16 protein-coding genes are annotated in these 16,984 nt (G+C 33.6%); 5 read left to right on the top strand and 11 right to left on the bottom strand.

All coding sequences use genetic code 11. The features are described 5' to 3' along the window. Positions 1-48: 48 nt before the first annotated feature. From LPB88_RS01305 to rplU, 3 genes are all read right to left on the bottom strand, one after another. Positions 49-1,332: a hypothetical protein gene (locus tag LPB88_RS01305; RefSeq protein ID WP_230712006.1), complete on the bottom strand. Its 1,284-nt coding sequence runs from the start codon at positions 1,330-1,332 to the stop codon at positions 49-51. A gap of 214 nt (positions 1,333-1,546) precedes the next feature. After that, entirely contained in the window at positions 1,547-1,807 is a 261-nt protein-coding gene (gene rpmA / locus LPB88_RS01300) for a 50S ribosomal protein L27 (protein ID WP_017497241.1), read from the bottom strand. A gap of 24 nt (positions 1,808-1,831) precedes the next feature. Then, complete coding sequence (rplU, locus tag LPB88_RS01295) at positions 1,832-2,269, bottom strand: 50S ribosomal protein L21 (protein WP_089353040.1); 438 nt, start codon at positions 2,267-2,269, stop codon at positions 1,832-1,834. Between the two features lie 274 nt (positions 2,270-2,543). Between rplU and LPB88_RS01290 the strand changes: the two genes are divergently transcribed. Both LPB88_RS01290 and LPB88_RS01285 read left to right on the top strand, forming a co-directional pair. Continuing rightward, complete coding sequence (locus tag LPB88_RS01290) at positions 2,544-3,866, top strand: pitrilysin family protein (RefSeq protein WP_230712005.1); 1,323 nt, start codon at positions 2,544-2,546, stop codon at positions 3,864-3,866. Positions 3,867-3,878: 12 nt separating this feature from the next. Beyond that, a complete protein-coding gene (locus LPB88_RS01285; RefSeq protein WP_230712004.1) occupies positions 3,879-5,927 on the top strand; it encodes a pitrilysin family protein in 2,049 nt (682 codons plus the stop codon). Positions 5,928-6,124: 197 nt separating this feature from the next. Here LPB88_RS01285 and LPB88_RS01280 read toward each other — a convergent pair whose 3' ends face one another. Beyond that, positions 6,125-6,991 carry a DMT family transporter gene (locus LPB88_RS01280; protein ID WP_230712003.1) on the bottom strand — a complete coding sequence of 289 codons (867 nt, stop codon included), beginning with the start codon at positions 6,989-6,991 and terminating at the stop codon, positions 6,125-6,127. A 101-nt stretch (positions 6,992-7,092) separates the two neighbouring features. Here LPB88_RS01280 and LPB88_RS01275 point away from each other — a divergent pair, with 101 nt between their 5' ends. Continuing rightward, complete coding sequence (locus tag LPB88_RS01275; protein WP_230712002.1) at positions 7,093-7,470, top strand: heavy-metal-associated domain-containing protein; 378 nt, start codon at positions 7,093-7,095, stop codon at positions 7,468-7,470. Between the two features lie 63 nt (positions 7,471-7,533). Here the strand turns inward: LPB88_RS01275 and gldD are convergent, their stop codons facing one another. Genes gldD through mutY form a run of 4 tightly spaced genes read right to left on the bottom strand, consistent with a single transcriptional unit; the run spans position 7,534 to position 10,938 of the window. After that, on the bottom strand, positions 7,534-8,094 hold the full coding sequence (gene gldD / locus LPB88_RS01270) for a gliding motility lipoprotein GldD (protein ID WP_230712001.1): 561 nt from the start codon (positions 8,092-8,094) through the stop codon (positions 7,534-7,536). Between the two features lies 1 nt (position 8,095). Continuing rightward, complete coding sequence (locus LPB88_RS01265; RefSeq protein ID WP_230712000.1) at positions 8,096-9,391, bottom strand: gliding motility-associated protein GldE; 1,296 nt, start codon at positions 9,389-9,391, stop codon at positions 8,096-8,098. Positions 9,392-9,414: 23 nt separating this feature from the next. Then, on the bottom strand, positions 9,415-9,855 hold the full coding sequence (locus tag LPB88_RS01260) for a single-stranded DNA-binding protein (protein WP_230711999.1): 441 nt from the start codon (positions 9,853-9,855) through the stop codon (positions 9,415-9,417). Between the two features lie 36 nt (positions 9,856-9,891). Beyond that, positions 9,892-10,938 (bottom strand): A/G-specific adenine glycosylase, encoded by a 1,047-nt coding sequence (gene mutY / locus LPB88_RS01255; protein WP_230711998.1) that lies wholly within the window; start codon positions 10,936-10,938, stop codon positions 9,892-9,894. A gap of 140 nt (positions 10,939-11,078) precedes the next feature. Between mutY and LPB88_RS01250 the strand changes: the two genes are divergently transcribed. Then, on the top strand, positions 11,079-11,369 hold the full coding sequence (locus LPB88_RS01250; RefSeq protein ID WP_007805026.1) for an HU family DNA-binding protein: 291 nt from the start codon (positions 11,079-11,081) through the stop codon (positions 11,367-11,369). 394 nt (positions 11,370-11,763) lie between these two features. Further along, positions 11,764-13,308: a ribonuclease E/G gene (locus LPB88_RS01245; RefSeq protein WP_089353031.1), complete on the top strand. Its 1,545-nt coding sequence runs from the start codon at positions 11,764-11,766 to the stop codon at positions 13,306-13,308. A gap of 219 nt (positions 13,309-13,527) precedes the next feature. Here LPB88_RS01245 and LPB88_RS01240 read toward each other — a convergent pair whose 3' ends face one another. From LPB88_RS01240 to pbpC, 3 genes are all read right to left on the bottom strand, one after another. Beyond that, complete coding sequence (locus tag LPB88_RS01240) at positions 13,528-14,100, bottom strand: Crp/Fnr family transcriptional regulator (protein ID WP_230711997.1); 573 nt, start codon at positions 14,098-14,100, stop codon at positions 13,528-13,530. A gap of 55 nt (positions 14,101-14,155) precedes the next feature. Further along, positions 14,156-14,380: a DUF2798 domain-containing protein gene (locus LPB88_RS01235; protein WP_230711996.1), complete on the bottom strand. Its 225-nt coding sequence runs from the start codon at positions 14,378-14,380 to the stop codon at positions 14,156-14,158. Between the two features lie 118 nt (positions 14,381-14,498). Continuing rightward, positions 14,499-16,874, bottom strand: a complete 2,376-nt coding sequence (gene pbpC / locus LPB88_RS01230; protein WP_230711995.1) for a penicillin-binding protein 1C — start codon at positions 16,872-16,874, stop codon at positions 14,499-14,501. Between the last annotated feature and the right edge of the window lie 110 nt (positions 16,875-16,984).

Below are 16,984 nucleotides of genomic sequence, written 5' to 3'. Positions count from 1 at the left end.
ATTGAATACCATTTCTTCTTATCTCAAATAAACAAAACAAGTCTTATATTAAACATACATTATCCCCGAAACATATAAAATACCTTTCGCCAATAACCATAATAAAACCGCCATTCCTAAAAATCCCCAAGTAGATGTTTTACTTCTTTTCCAACTAATAAAAAAGGTTGGAATCTCCCAATATTTGATAATAATATAAATACTCGTCCCCACTAAAGAAGCCCAAATCATCTCACCAGAATGAATATAAAAACTATAAAACAATACTGCAACAAGAAAGAGAACGGTAATAAATTGCAAATAATAGTAATTCTTATAGTTGTGTTTGAAATTTTCTTTAAGCGACAATAGTAAGAACGAAATAATAAGCAAACTTGTCAAAGCAACTATTATATACGAAAAAAGCGAATTATTTATCCCTATAAACAATCCATTAATAATTAGAGCCAGAACAACACAAGCCGTAAGCGAATAAACACTTCTTTCGATAAAAGTATCTTTGTAGGGAATTAAAACAGGAGAAATATAACGCTCTAAACTACGCCAAACCGGCAAAGCACAAATAACTGCCATAGCAGAAACAACAATCTCATAATTATACAATACGTCATCCGGAATTTTATACAATACATATAAAAGAGCCATCGTAACTATAATTGCAGGGAGGCAGATTGTTTTGACTACTTCCCATTTATTGCTTCCCCAGAAAGTATTTCGTATTTCAAAAATATATTTCTTAACTAAATATTTCTGAGTAAAAATAGCCGTTGACTGACTCCATAACAAAAAGAGACCTAAATGAATTACTACGGTACGTAATGTCATTTCTTCTATATAACATCCACCAATAACAAAGACAATTCCGAGAAAGAATAATTCGTAGGTTAATAAAATTACAGAGAACAAAAGTCTAAATATTGGTGCAAATTGTTTGATCAGAATATCAATAAGCAAACTCCAATAATTGCGCAATAAACCAATTATAGCACATATTGCAATAAATGCGGCGAGGTATAACATCCAATTGGTAAGCGATTGTGTCTGCATCCATAATTGAACAGCAGAATTTTTTACAGGAATATAGACTACTTGAGAATTGACGTAAATTTCATTCGCCAGTTGATCTCTTAGCGTATCGCTAATTGTAGAAAACTGATTTTTATGTTGCTGCCAATATACATTAGCATCTGACCCACTATTTCGTAAAACAGCAAATTCATATAAAATCTTTTTTTGAGAATCGTTTAATGATGCGACTTGTTCGGTAGGATAAATTTCTTTTGCAAAAAGACTTGTACAGAAAAGAAATAAAAAGAAAACTATTTTTTTCAAAGTTTAAGTAGATTAATCCAATCAAAAATACAAATAATAAATCTACAAGTATGGTACAAAAAAACGAATAAAGAGAAAATACTTCCTTCTATAATAAATCAAGAAATTCTATCGTTTATTTAAATTATATACGCCGATAATTAATTTCAATTTACAGAAAACAAAAAACCCGTTCGCCAAGGCGAACGGGTTTTATAATAAGTAATCTAAATGATTATGCTTCGAATGGAAGAATAGATACATAAGATTTGTTATCTTTTTTCTTTTGGAACTTAACAACTCCAGCTACTCTTGCGTGTAGTGTGTGATCTTTACTGATGTAAACGTTCTCACCTGGATTATGTTTTGAACCTCTTTGTCTAACGATGATGTTCCCAGCAATAGCAGCTTGACCTCCAAAAATCTTAACGCCTAAACGTTTTGATTCTGATTCTCTACCATTCTTCGAACTACCGACACCTTTCTTGTGAGCCATGACGTATGAGTTTAAATATTGTTATTATTCTTTAGTAGCTTCTTTTTTTGCTTTTGGAGCTGCTTTTTTAGCTTTAGGAGCTTCTACTTCTTCAGTAGCTACTTCTTCTGCCACAACTGCTTTTTTAGCTGCTGCTTTTTTAGTTCCTCCTGCTGCAGTAATACCTTCAATTACAATTTGAGTAAGATATTGTCTGTGACCATTTCTTTTTTTGTATCCTTTTCTTCTTTTCTTTTTGAAAACGATAACTTTATCTCCTTTTAAGTGTTGTAACACTTTAGCTTCTACTGAAGCACCTTCTATAGCTGGGGCGCCTAAAGTTACATTACCATTATCGTCTAATAAAAGAACTTTGTCAAAAGAAATTTTTGAACCTTCTTCATTAGCCAAACGGTTAACATAAACCTTTAAGTCTTTGCTTACTTTGAATTGTTGCCCTGCTATCTCTACGATTGCATACATACCAAATTGATTTATTGATTTTTAAGGTTGCAAATATACAATTAATAATTTACTGTGCAATCTCTTATTCTAAAAATATTTATTTCGCTTTAAAGTCTGTTTTTCAAGGTATTTCATGCATTAAAAAAAGCAATCCAGATGTAAAACACTGTTAAAGTACGACCAAAATAAAGTCAAACCTCCGAATGATAATTAAAAAAACTTATTTTTGATGTAACTATAATCAACTCTTGGCTACCTATATACATTAGGTAAATAAAAATTATTAATCTTTATGAAAAATTCAATAATGATGTTAAGTGCAGCACTAATGCTTGGCGGGGTAGCTCATGCTCAAAAGGTAGCTTTTGAAGAATATAATTTAGATAACGGTATGCATGTCATTTTGCATAACGATCCATCGGCTCCGGTTGTGATAACCTCGGTAATGTATCATGTAGGATCAAAAGATGAACGTCCTGACCGAACTGGTTTTGCACATTTCTTTGAACATTTATTATTTGAAGGAACAGAAAACATAAAACGTGGCGAATGGATGAAAATCGTTACCGCAAATGGCGGAGTAAATAACGCCAACACTTCTGACGACAGAACTTATTATTACGAGGTTTTCCCATCAAACAGTCTTGAACTTGGTTTATGGATGGAATCTGAGCGATTAATGCATCCAATTATCAATCAAATTGGAGTTGACACTCAAAATGAAGTTGTAAAAGAAGAAAAAAGAACTCGCTATGACAATCAGCCTTACGGAAATATTCTTCCCGAGGTTAAGAAAAACATGTTCAAAAATCACCCTTATCGCTGGACAACTATTGGTTCTATGAAAGATCTGGATGCTGCAACCCTTGACGAATTTAAAGCTTTTAATAAAAAATTCTACACTCCAAATAATGCTGTTTTAGTCGTTGCCGGAGATTTTGATAAAACCAAAACAAAAGAGTGGATTCAGAAATATTTTGCAACAATTCCGAGAGGAGAAGAAGTAAAAAAACAAACTTTTGTCGAAGAACCAATCAACGAGACCATAAGAGCAACTTATGAAGATCCGAATATTCAAATTCCGATGATTGTCGCTTCTTACAGAACGCCTTCGATGAAAACGAGAGACGCAAGAGTTCTGGATTTAATTTCTTCGTATTTAAGTGATGGAAAAAGTTCAAAATTGTACAAAAAAATAGTTGATGACAAAAAAATGGCACTTCAAATTGGAGCTGTCGGATTTAGTCAGGAAGATTACGGAATGTACATTTTGTACGGTTTACCAATGGCGCCAAACACTACAGCTGATATCCTGAAAGAAATGGACGAAGAAATCGTAAAAATCCAAACAGACCTGATCTCTGAAAAAGATTACGAAAAACTACAAAACAAATTCGATAACAACTTTGTAAACGCCAATGCGAGCGTAGAAGGAATTGCTGAAAATCTGGCTTCTTACTATCTACTTTATGGTGATGTAAATTTGATTAACACTGAAATTGACCTTTATCACTCTATTACAAGAGAAGAAATTAGGGAAGTTGCTAAAAAGTACCTAAATCCAAATCAGCGTTTAATTTTAGATTACATTCCTTCAACCAAAGCTCAAAACTAAGTCTATCGAATCATGAAAAAATTACATACATTTTTAATCCTTTTATTCCTGACTGGAATTATGCAAGCACAAGATCGTCCACAACCAAAACCAGGCGCTTCGCCAGTAGTCAACATCAAAAAACCGCAAACTTTTGTTTTGGCAAATGGTATAAAAGTTTTGGTCGTTGAAAATCATAAATTACCAAGAGTTAGCTTCAACCTTACCTTAGATAATGCTCCTTTTACAGAAGGAAATAAAAAAGGGGTCGATGAATTAACGAGCAGTTTAATTGGTAACGGAACCAAAAAAACTACTAAAGAGGTTTTTAACGAAGAAATTGATTTTTACGGAGCAAACATCAATTTTACATCTTCAGGCGCTTATGCAAGTTCGCTTTCTAAATATTCAGGGCGTGTTTTAGAACTTTTGGCCGAAGGTGCTTTACAGCCGAATTTTACACAAACAGAATTCGATAAAGAAAAAGCTAAATTACTTGAAGGACTTAAAGCCGATGAGAAAAGCGTTCCTGCAATTGCAAATCGAGTAGTTGATGTTTTAGCTTTTGGAAAAAACCATCCAGCGGGAGAATATATTTCTGAAGAAACCGTAAAAAATGTTACTCTTGCAGATGTTCAAACTAATTATGCAACATACTTTGTTCCTGAAAATGCTTACTTAGTAATTATTGGAGACATTAAATTTAAAGAGACAAAAGCAACCGTAGAAAAACTTTTTGGCGGATGGAAAAAACAAGCCGCTCCAAAAAATACTTATCCAAATCCGGAGAACGTTTCTAAACTTCAAATTGATTTTGTAGACGTTCCAAACGCCGTTCAATCTGAGATTTCATTGGTAAATATCGTTAATTTAAAAATGAGCGATCCTGATTTTTTTCCGGCCGTAATTGCAAATCAGATTTTGGGAGGAGATTTTAATAGTTACCTAAACATGAATTTACGTGAGCAACACGCCTGGACTTATGGCGCAAGTTCAAGCATTGGAAGCGGAAAATACACCAATAAATTCAAAGCCTCATCTGCTGTTAGAAATACTGTTACAGATAGCGCTGTAGTTCAATTTATAAAAGAAATTAAACGAATCAGAACTGAAAAAGTTTCTGAAGATGTGCTGAAAAATGTAAAAGCCGGATACATTGGCCGATTTGTAATGCAGGTCGAAAAACCACAAGCTGTTGCTCGTTATGCCTTGAATATCGAAACAGAAAAACTTCCTGCTGATTTCTACGAAAAATACATTCAGACCATAAACAATGTTACCGCTGATGATATTTACCGTGTAGCAAATAAGTATTTCTTATTAGATAATATGCGAATTGTAATTGTTGGAAAAGGTACAGATGTTATTCCTGGTTTAGAAAAAACACAAATTCCTATTTACTATTTTGATAAATACGGAAACCCTGTTGAAAAACCTGCTACAACAAAAGAAGTTCCTGCAGGAATTACAGCAAAAACCGTTTTCGAAAATTACCTTAAAGCAATTGGTGGAGAAAAAGCAGTTTCGACTGTAAAAACATTGGCTATGAACGGAACAACATCGGTTCCGCAAGCTCCTTCTCCTTTGACTTTTACTTCTAAATTAGATTCTAAAGGAAAAATGATGGTTTCTCTTGCTATGGGAACTATGAATTTAATGAAACAAGTTGTTAACGAAAAAGGTGCTTATATCGAACAACAAGGACAACGCAAAAATCTTGAAGGCGATGATCTTAAAGAAATGAAAGCAAATGCAGCTCCTTTTGAAGAATTACAACTAGTAAAAAGAACAGATTTAAAAGTTGACAGAATCGAACCTATAAACGGCACCGATGCTTATGCGATAAAAGATGGCAAAACCACTTATTTCTACGACGTTAAATCCGGATTGAAAGTAGCCGAATCTAAAGTTCGTGAACAAGCAGGAAAATCATCTACACAAATCACAAACTTTAATGATTATAAAGAAGTAAAAGGCATAAAAGTTCCTTTTAACTTAATTCAAAATGTAGGCTTTGAATTGGATATTAAAATGTCTGACATCAAGATTAACGAAGGAGTTTCTGACGCAGATTTTCTTTAGGAAGGTTCTGAGGTTCTGAGATTCTAAGTTACTAAGATTTTATAGGCTTTGCCAAAGTTTAAAACTTTGGCAAAGCTTTTTTTATACAGTTTTTTTTGTCAGGCTGAGCGTCCCGAAACTTCGGGACGCTCAGCCTGACATATATTATAATCAATTTGCACTTTACCTCTCACAAAAACCATTTCACAACCAAAAAACTACTTTTTAGCCGATAAATAAACTCCAATCAAAATAATAAAAGCTCCAAAAAACTGAATTGGCGTTAGCATTTCGTTATCTAATAATCCCCAGAAAAAGGCCACTATCGGAATTAAATATGTCACTGATGTTGCAAATACAGGTGATGACATTTGTATCAACTTAAAAAACAAAACATTCGCAATTCCGGTTCCTAAAACACCTAAAATCATTACGAAGAAAATAGAATGCTGTGTTGCGTCAAAACTTATTCTTTGAGGAATATCTGTTGTGCTCAAAATGATTAATGCAGGCAGAAGTAAAACTGCAAAATTTCCTGTTGTGATACTCAGCGAATTCAAATCGGATAAATATTTCTTGATTAAATTGACATTTATCGCATAACAAAGCGTTGCAATTACAACCAGAATAACATAATAATAGTTTTGCCCGGGATGCGACGACGCTCCGCTTAAAACGAGTAACAAACACCCAATTAAACCCACAAAAACACCCAAAACTTGCCTTCTTTGAAATTGGATTCCAAATATAAGAATTCCTAAAATCAGTGTATTTAAAGGTGTAAGCGAATTTAAAATAGCTACAATCGAACTATCAACTTCAGTTTCGGCAATAGCAAAAAGATATGCGGGAGTAAAAGTTCCAAAAAGTGAAGTTATCGCAACAAATTTCCATTGGCGACGCGAAATTTTCTTTAAACTTTTAAAACCAATAATCAATAAAAAAAGAGCCGCAAAAATAATTCGGAATGAACCTACCTGAACAGCAGTTAAACCCACCAATCCTCTTTTGATTAAAATAAAAGAACTTCCCCAAATTAGCGAAAGAACCAATAAATAAGCCCACTTTAATTGTTTTGCATCCATAAATACTATTTTGATACAAATTTGTAATATTTTAGTGAACTAACCTCTTGATTTTTGCTAATTTTGCGACAAACATTTTTTGATAACTAAAATCATACACAATGAAATTTACAAAAATCGTAGTATCATTAGCAATTGCAGGCTTAGTATTCGTAAGCTGCAAAAAAGAAGAAGATAAAAATTTAGCAAATATAAAACCCATAGCAGACGTTTCAAAAGAACACAAAGCAATTGCAGCCGAAAATGTACAAACTGCAAGTTTCGAAATCGAAGGAATGACTTGTGCAATGGGATGTGCAAAAACAATCGAAAAAGAATTATCAAACCTTGACGGAGTTGAAAAAGCAACTGTTGATTTTGATAAAAAAACAGCTACTGTTGTATTTGACAAAACGATTCAAAATCAAGAAAACCTAACTAAAACAGTTCAGGCAACTGGAGACGGAAAAACTTATAAAGTTTCGAATATTAAATCGTAATAAGATATCTATCATAAAAAAGGCGCTCAAATTGAACGCCTTTTTTTATGATTTGATTTTTTTTTATTTCCACTTCAAGGTTTCCATAAGTCTTTGCATGTCATTTTTGATATAACTCGCTGCAGGCATAACAGAATCAAAATTCGGCTTAGCATAAAAATAAACCGATCCTGTTATAAAATGTTTCGTACTATCTGTTACGTAAAATTGCGAGTTTGTAGCCGCATTTCCATCAACTTGATAAAACATTCCATAAACCTTTTTTTGCGGGTTTAAATAGGGCTGTTCTATTATATCGTCGGCTTTAATAACGTGTTCGTAAGTTAATTTCTGAGCATCTTTAAGCAACTTCTCAATATCTCCGTTTACAGGTTTATAGGTCAGATAGATAGTTGCTTTCATTTTAGGATATGTAATCGCAAATCCGCAATCCTTCTCACCTTTAATAATTGCACCTTCATTCATTTCGAAACTAAACGGACAATTATTCTCAAAATTCACATATTCTGCCTCAGGATAATCTAATCGCAGGAAACTTGCCGGCTTTGGCACCACATCATCTTTACAACTCAATACGGTCAATGCCAGTAAAATTGTCGCTATCGAAAGTATTCTTTTAAACATTTTAATCTATTGTTACTTTAATTTGTTTTACACGCTTTTTATCAACTGTTTCTATTGTAAAAATGCAGTTTTCAAAAGCTACTTTTTGATCTTTTTTAGGAAAATTACCCAGAATTTCTAAAATAAAACCAGCTAATGTTTCAGCTTCTCCTTTATGCGATTCAAAGGCATCTTCATCAACATCAATGATTCTGTAGAAATCTTTCATATTAATCTTTCCCTCAAAAAGAAAATTCTTTTCATCAATCTGAGAAAAATTCAAATTTTCGTCATCAAACTCGTCGCTTATATCCCCAACAATCTCTTCAATAACATCTTCTAACGAAACTAAACCTGAGGTTCCTCCATATTCATCCACAACAATAGCCAAATGACTTTTAAGGCTCTGAAAATCCTTCAATAGATTGTCTAGTTTTTTATTCTCAGGAACAAAAAAAGCTTCTCTCATCAAAGTTGTCCAGTCAAACTCTTTTTTATCGATGTGAGGCAATAAATCCTTAACGAATAAAACTCCTTCTATCTGATCAATATTGTCACGATAAACAGGAATTCTTGAAAATCCTTTATCAATTATCTTTGGATAAATTGAAGCGAATGATTCTGATATTTCTAATGCAAAAATATCAATCCTCGGACTCATAACCTGCTTAGTATCTGTATTTCCAAAAGAAACAATTCCTTCTAATATTTTCTGCTCTTCGCTTGATGTTCCCTCAGAATCTGTCAATTCTAGTGCCTGAGAAAGCTGGTTTATAGAAAAACTATTCTTTTGTTTTCCCAATTTATGCTGTAAATATAGCGTAATACTACGCATAGGCAAACTTATTGGCGACAGCACTTTGTCTAAAACAGCGACTGGATAAGCAACGCGTTTTGCAAACTTTATATTGTTTCGACTTGCATAAACTTTGGGTAAAACTTCTGCAAATAACAAAATCAAAAACGTAACTAAAATTACTTCTAAAATAAATTTTAAAACTGGCGAATCTATTTGTTCAAATACATTTTGCCCAATAAATGAGAACAAAATAACTACACCAATATTCAGGAAGTTATTAGCAACTAACAATGTTGCAAGTAACTTTTTGGGTTTATCTAAAAGATCTGAGATAATTTTTCCTTTCGGAAGATTCTCATTCAAAGCATCGTCGATGTCTTTTTGAGATAATGAAAAAAGCGCCACTTCGGCACCTGAAACGATTGCCGACAGAAACAGCAAAATAAATATTCCGACAAAACCAATTATTAAATTGATGTCTATTGTGGTATTAAAAAATAAACTGGGCTCTGGGTCCAAATTAAAAAAGATTAGTTAAACAATCAAAAAGGCAGGTCATTAATAGGCAAGCCTTCGCTAGTCGCGTCAAAGTTAGTACTTTTTGCGGATTCTGAATCGTGATTTGGTTTATGATTTCCAGTTTCTTTTTTGGTAGTCAAGAAAGTAAACTCGGTAACCTGAATTTCTGTGGTATATTTGGTTGTACCATCTTCTGCTTGCCACTGACGCGATTTTATACGTCCTTCTATATATATTTTATCACCTTTAGATAAATATTTCTCGCAAATTTCTGCGGCTTTATTGCGCACAACTAGATTATGCCACTCCGTCGAAGTTATTTTTTCATTGGTAGTTTTATTAATATAAACCTCGTTTGTAGCCAATTGAAAACGTCCGATGCAATTTCCTCCATCAAAATAATGCATTTTTACATCATCTCCTAAATGGCCAATTAACATCACTTTATTTAATGTTCCGTTCATAGTTTTTTAGTGGTTTTCCCTCAAAGATACATTTTTTTAGCAATTTATTTCCTGCTTTTCGATAAAATTATAAATCACAATTGGAAAAGGAAACTTCTTCAAATCAGTGGTATTCAAACCGTTATCAATTTTTTCGTTAATTTTAACTTTCCAGAACTGAATATGAAGATGTTGATGCGAAAGTTTATGAATTACAGCAGTTTCACTACATTCTTCTATACCTAATATAGTATAGGTAGAAAAAACATCATTTTGAATCGCATTAGAAACAAAATCAAAATCCACAATTTCGGCAGTCTCCAAAAGAGGAAACTCATATAAATTATGCCAGATTCCTTTTGCCGTTCTTTTCTGAATTAAAGTATTCCCTAAAACATCCTCCAGAATCAAATAATTAAAGAAACGATTGGTCACTTTTACCTTTTTAGATTTGACAGGCAAAACCGAAACTTTCTTTTTTTGCAAAGCAAGACAACTATCATTAAAAACACAAACCGAACAATCAGGACTTTTAGGTACACACTGCAAAGCGCCAAATTCCATTATTGCCTGATTAAAAATCGCAGGATTATCTTTTGGCATTAATTCATAAGCCAGCTCCGTAAATTCTTTTTTAGTTGCAGGCGTAGCAATATCAGATTCTATATCAAAATAACGGGAAAGTACTCTAAATACATTTCCATCAACTACAGGAACCGCTTCATTATAAGAGAAAGAGGCAATTGCTGCAGCGGTATATTCACCAACACCTTTCAATTTTAGTAAGTCTTTATAATTAGCAGGAAAAACTCCATTAAGCTCATTTGCGACATATTGAGCCGTTTTATGTAGATTTCTGGCTCTAGAATAGTACCCTAATCCCTGCCAAAGTTTCAAAACCTGCTCTTCTGAGGCATTTGCTAAATCAAAAACAGTAGGAAATTCCTCCGTAAAAGCAAAAAAATATGGCATTCCTTGCGCAACTCGAGTCTGTTGTAACATAATTTCTGAGAGCCAAATATGGTATGGATTAGCTGTTTTTCGCCATGGCAAATCACGTTTGTTTTGTAAATACCATTTTATCAATATGTTAGGAAAATTCATTGCAAAATACTTAGAATACAAAAGTAAATGTTTATGTAATTAAAATTTAACGAATTAGCTTGATTAATTATTTTTTTAATTCCTATATTTGCAAACTCAAAAAAATAGTACACCATTTATAAAATAAAATAGGAAAGAAAATGACGAAAGCAGATATCGTAGCGAAAATTTCAGAGAAACTAGGTCTTGAAAAAGGAGATGTTCAAGCAACAGTAGAAACTTTTATGGAAGAAGTTAAAACTTCATTAGAAACTGGAGACAATGTTTACCTAAGAGGATTTGGTAGTTTTATTGTAAAAACCAGAGCTGAAAAAACAGGTAGAAACATTTCTAAAAACACCACTATCAAAATTCCAGCACACAACATTCCTGCGTTTAAACCTGCAAAAGTTTTTGTAGAAGGAGTAAAAACGAATAACGAAGCAAAATAATACTATTAATTAATCATAAAATCGACACGATATGCCAAGTGGTAAAAAAAGAAAGAGACATAAGGTAGCTACTCACAAACGTAAAAAAAGAGCGAGAGCTAACCGTCACAAAAAGAAAAAGTAGTTTTAAACTACTTTTTTCTTTTTAAACGTTCATTGAAATTGAAAAAAAGATGAAAGAGAAAAGAAAATAGAATATAGACCAAAAGTCTATGCTCTTTGCTCTATTCTCTACTAATCTTCTTTTCCCCGGGTTCAATACCTGTTAAAAAATATTGTTTAATCCATCTGTAGATAAGATTTTAGATCTTAGATTTTAGATTTTAGATTTTTTTGAATCTATGCTCTTCTCTCTATACTCTATTTTCTGAAAAAACAGATAAAAATTTACAGTGTGAATAAAGAATTAATCATTAGATCTAGTTCTGAAGCCGTAGATTTTGCCTTATTAAAAGATGGAAAACTAATTGAATTACACAAGGAAGAAGAGAAAAGCAACTTTCAGGTTGGTGATATTTTTATCGCCAAAATAAGAAAACCCGTTGCTGGACTTAACGCTGCTTTTGTAAATGTAGGCTTCGAAAAAGATGCCTTTTTACATTATCACGATTTAGGACCTAACTTAGCTTCCCAACTGAAATTCATAAAACTTGTAAGCGCAGGTAAATTAAAAGATTTCTCCCTAAAAACCTTTCAGTTTGAAAAAGAGATTGACAAAGATGGCATCATTACTGATATTTTAAGTGCCAATCAATCTGTTTTAGTTCAAGTTGTAAAAGAACCTATATCGACCAAAGGTCCAAGAATAAGCGCTGAGCTTTCATTGGCAGGAAGATTTATTGTTCTCGTTCCGTTTTCTGACCGCGTTTCTATTTCACAAAAAATAGAAGACAAAAAGGAAAAGGATCGTCTAAAAAAACTTGTTCTATCGATCAAACCTAAAGGATTTGGTGTTATTGTTCGCACAGTAGCCGAAGGCAAAAACGTAGCCGAATTAGAAAAAGATTTGCAGAACCTGCTTGGCAGATGGACTGCAATGTGTAAAAAATTACCAACTGCTCATCATCCCTCAAAAGTATTAGGAGAACTCAACAGAGCTTCTTCGATATTAAGAGATGTATTCAACGATACCTTTAGCGGTATACAAATAGATGACGAAGAGTTGTACCATCAAACGAAGGAATATCTGCAAGAAATTGCACCTTCAAAACAATCGATTGTTAAGTTTTATCAATCAAATGACACTCCAATTTTCGAGAAATACAATATAGAGAGACAAATCAAAACTTCTTTTGGACGAACAGTTTCCATGAGTAAAGGCGCATATCTTATTATCGAACATACTGAAGCTCTTCACGTTATAGACGTAAACAGTGGAAACCGTTCAAATAAGGCGACTAACCAGGAAGACACCGCCATGGAAGTAAATATGATTGCTGCCGCTGAAATTGCCAGACAACTTCGTTTGCGTGATATGGGCGGAATAATCGTAGTTGATTTTATCGATATGTCTAATCCTGAAAACAGGAAGGTCCTGTTCGACTTCTTGCGAGAAGAAATGAGCGACGATAAAGCAAAGCATAAAATCTTACCGCCTAGTAAATTTGGTTTAGTTCAAATTACAAGACAACGCGTGAGGCCCGAAGTTAATATTAAAACTAGAGAAGAAGATCCAAACAATGAACATGGCGAAATTGAAGCGCCAATTTTAATCATTGATAAAATCACGTCTGATTTAGAAAGAATTTTAAAAACCCACAATAAAGTTGTACTAAACACACATCCGTTTGTGGCTGCATACCTCAGTAAAGGTTTTCCATCATTACGTTCAAAATGGTTTTTTGAACATAAGAAATGGGTGAAAATCATACCTCGTGACGCTTACACGTACTTAGAATACCATTTCTATGATAAAAAAGGAAATGTTATTTCAGAATAAAAAATCAAAACCGCCTCTCGAAAGATTGGCGGTTTTTTTATGCTTTTTTTGCCACTAATTACACGAATGAACACGAATTATTTTTAAGTTTTAATTCGTAAATTACTTCGTCTATTCGCTATCGCTCGGGTCGTGGCTATTTTTTAGGAGCTATTTCCAGCTATGCGCTTGTATCTTTTACAAGATCTTTTCAGAAATGTAACTTGAATAAAGTAAAAATTAGTAGCGTTTAGATTTTAATCTACTCAGTGTTTCTTGCGAGATATTCAAGTAAGTTGCTACGATTCTGTTTGGTAAACGCTGAATTATTTTCGGATTTATATCCATCAACTGTTTGTATCTTTCTGTTGCATCAAGAGTTAAGAAAGACATCAGCCTATTAGTATTAGTTACATAGGCGTGTTCTAAATAATCGCGATAAAATTTTTCCCATGCCGGAATATTTTCAAGTAAATGATAAAAATCCTGACTCGAAATATATAGTAATTCCGTTGGTTCTAACGCCTGAATGAATTCTAACGATGGCTCGTTTGAAATAAAACTACACAAAGCAGTCGCAAAATTATTCTCGAATGCTAAATATCGCGTTGCTTCTTGTCCGTTTTCGGTAATAAAATATATTCGCAAGCAACCTGAACCCACAAAAAAGCTTCTTTGATTCATTTGTCCCTGAAGTACTAATGACTCATTCTTTTCCACCTTTAACGGTTTAAAATAAGAAAGAATTAGGACTAACTCTTCATCTGTAACTGTTATAATGCTTTTAATGTAAATACTTAATTGTTCTATCATTCAATCAATTATCAATTTCTACTATTTACGAATATACAAAAACCTATTCCGTAAATTATGATTTAGCAGCTGTTCTTTCAGCCAATTTCCTGGCATTCGGAATGATAATAAACGCTGCCAAATAAGCCACAGGCAACATAACACTCCAGGCTTTAAGGAATTTCAAAAACCAATCTTCCCCAAAACCATAATTACGCATTAGTCCAACAAAAGCCATAATTAACGTCATTGGAACCACAACAAACAATGTGTTGATGTACTTAAAATACTTCTTCTTCATTTTTAAATTTTGTTTAATAATTAATTCACTGCAAAGGTCTATAAACAAAAAAGTAAAAATTTTGATGTAAATCAAAAACGGTTATTTAGGCTAAATTATATTCCATTTCAAAAAAGTATTACTCCCTGATAATTTCAATTTTTCTCCTAATTTCATTCCCAAAAGCATCTACAACCGTTATATAATGCGTTCCTGAAGTTGGTATAATTGGCAATTCATGAAACGTTTTTGTTGTAGCTTTATAAACGTTATCAACGTACCAAAACAATTCGCGATCACGTTCTGAGTACGCAACTTTGAGAATTACAGGTTGAACTTCGCTATTAAAATTCTTCGTTAAGTAGATTTTACTATTCGTTTTTGGATAAATAAAATCCATATTTACAGATTGCGTTCCTTGACAATCTTCTTTAAAAGGCGGTAAAGGCAAATATTCAATATGCTGACTTTTGTAATACCAAGCCATAACCGGCGGCAAAACAAACCAGTTTTTAGTCACAATATTATCAACGCTTTCGCAACTGCTATTAACTTGAAATTTTTCTGTTTTATCTAAATGCACCGTTTTATGATACGGGCAAACCACCGTAGATTTCCCTTTTTTAGAAACCCATTGCTTGATTTTCGGACAACCTTCTTTTGCCAGATAACCACTTAAACGACAAACCTCAACTTCTTCTAAATCTTTATAAGGCGTCTGAAACCATTTTTGTCTTGGTAACAAATTAAAAACATCAAATAAAATTGGCGCTGCACTTGTAACTCCCGTCAACGTTGGTCTCCCTTCGCCCGTCGCATTTCCTACCCAAACTCCAACTACATATTTTGAATTTGTACCAATTGCCCACGCATCACGATTTCCAAAACTCGTTCCCGTTTTCCATGCAATTTTTAATGAGCTGTCATAAAACTTCCAGGCTTCGTCACCTTCTGGCCTGTTTACTTCTTCCATTGCATTATACGTCAACCAAATTGAACCCGCGCCTACAATATTCTTCTGATCCGTTTCAGAGCCAAAATCGAGTTCAAAATCATTTTTATAGTTCAGCTCTGTAAATTCATTTGATCGATATTTTGCCTGATTTTTAGCGTAATAATTTAGCGTAGAAGACAAGTTTGCGTAGGTTCGGCATAAATCCCACAAATTACTTTCTGCACCACCCAGAATAAGCGACAAACCATAATGATCCGGCGTTTTATTAATATCCCTTAATTTGAATTTCTGCAATTCCTCGTAAAATTTATTCACACCAAAATCCTGCAGCATCAAAACTGCCGGAATATTCAGCGATCGTGACAAAGCGCGATGTGCAGGAACAGCTCCATCAAACGTGAGATTGAAGTTTTGTGGTGTATAACCCGCAATTTGCGTTGGAATATCTGCAACTAAAGTATTCGGCAATATTTCGCCATCATCAAGCATTCCGGCATATAACAGTGGCTTCAAAATACTTCCTGTACTTCTTGGAGCATCAATAATATCAACATCTTTTTGATGGTCTTTATCTGTTGGCGCATTACCAACGTAGCTCATAACATTTCTATTCGAAACATCGATTACCAAAATTGCCAGATTATTTACTTCATTCTGCTTGTATTGGTTGTAATAATATCTTGCAATTTGATTCACTCTATTTTGCAAAGCATAATCAATTGTTGTTTTAACCCTCGTTCCTTCTTCATTTTTAGCCACTCTTTGCAATAAATGAGGTGCAATTTGAGGTAAATCATAGGGTTTTTGAGGCAAAGGTTCTTCAACCGAAAGTTCGTATGTCTGCTGGTCAATAATTCCTTCCTGTTTCAATTTTAACAAAAGCCGATTGCGTTTGTTCAGTAATTTTATCTGATTCTTGCCCGGATAAATCAAACTCGGCGCATTGGGTAAAACCGCCAAAGTCGCATTTTCAGCCCACGATAATTGATTTGATTGTACGCCAAAATAACGCCACGAAGCCATTTCTAACCCAACAACATTTCCGCCAAATGGCGCATGAGCCGCATATAATTCGAGAATTTCATCTTTTGAATATCCTAATTCTAGTCGTGTTGCCAGAATAATTTCTATGATTTTTTCAAAGTAAGTTCTTCCTTTTCCTTTTCTGGATAATCGAATAACTTGCTGTGTCAATGTACTTCCGCCTCTGACTACTTTTCCTGCTTTTCTATTTTGCTTGATCGCATTTACCATCGCAACCGGATTAAAACCCGGATGTTTATAGAAATATTCGTCTTCAAAATAAACAATACATTTCTTGAATTTATCAGGAACGCTGTCTTGTGCAGGAAAACGCCATTGTCCGTCATGAGCAATTTTCGCTCCTAATAACTCGCCTTCTTTACTTTCAATCACCGTAGAATAAGGCTCCTGAAACAAAGTTCGCGGCAATGAGAAATAATAAATCAGCAAGAGCATAAATGCAATTGCTGATTTTATTTTATTCTTTTTTATCCAATTTATAATGCGTTGTGAGAACGCTATTAATTTATTTTTCAAAACTTTTGAATTTTAGCCCCCGGATTGCGCGGATTAAACGAGTTTACACGGGTTTTACTTTTGTCCAACTTAATTTAAAAATTAATCTGCAAAAATCCGTTTAATCCGTA

This window comes from Flavobacterium sp. JAS (assembly GCF_020991455.1).
Taxonomy (GTDB): domain Bacteria; phylum Bacteroidota; class Bacteroidia; order Flavobacteriales; family Flavobacteriaceae; genus Flavobacterium.
Note: the sequence above shows the minus strand (reverse complement) of the source record. Positions and strands in the feature narration are given on the sequence as shown.

What these genes read in the sequence shown, in the direction of transcription:
- rpmA (WP_017497241.1), bottom strand. Translation starts at nt 1,807, where the DNA reads ATGGCTCACAAGAAAGGTGTCGGTAGTTCGAAGAATGGTAGAGAATCA.
- rplU (WP_089353040.1), bottom strand. Translation starts at nt 2,269, where the DNA reads ATGTATGCAATCGTAGAGATAGCAGGGCAACAATTCAAAGTAAGCAAA.
- LPB88_RS01290 (WP_230712005.1), top strand. Translation starts at nt 2,544, where the DNA reads ATGAAAAATTCAATAATGATGTTAAGTGCAGCACTAATGCTTGGCGGG.
- LPB88_RS01285 (WP_230712004.1), top strand. Translation starts at nt 3,879, where the DNA reads ATGAAAAAATTACATACATTTTTAATCCTTTTATTCCTGACTGGAATT.
- LPB88_RS01280 (WP_230712003.1), bottom strand. Translation starts at nt 6,991, where the DNA reads ATGGATGCAAAACAATTAAAGTGGGCTTATTTATTGGTTCTTTCGCTA.
- LPB88_RS01275 (WP_230712002.1), top strand. Translation starts at nt 7,093, where the DNA reads ATGAAATTTACAAAAATCGTAGTATCATTAGCAATTGCAGGCTTAGTA.
- gldD (WP_230712001.1), bottom strand. Translation starts at nt 8,094, where the DNA reads ATGTTTAAAAGAATACTTTCGATAGCGACAATTTTACTGGCATTGACC.
- LPB88_RS01260 (WP_230711999.1), bottom strand. Translation starts at nt 9,855, where the DNA reads ATGAACGGAACATTAAATAAAGTGATGTTAATTGGCCATTTAGGAGAT.
- mutY (WP_230711998.1), bottom strand. Translation starts at nt 10,938, where the DNA reads ATGAATTTTCCTAACATATTGATAAAATGGTATTTACAAAACAAACGT.
- LPB88_RS01250 (WP_007805026.1), top strand. Translation starts at nt 11,079, where the DNA reads ATGACGAAAGCAGATATCGTAGCGAAAATTTCAGAGAAACTAGGTCTT.
- LPB88_RS01240 (WP_230711997.1), bottom strand. Translation starts at nt 14,100, where the DNA reads ATGATAGAACAATTAAGTATTTACATTAAAAGCATTATAACAGTTACA.
- LPB88_RS01235 (WP_230711996.1), bottom strand. Translation starts at nt 14,380, where the DNA reads ATGAAGAAGAAGTATTTTAAGTACATCAACACATTGTTTGTTGTGGTT.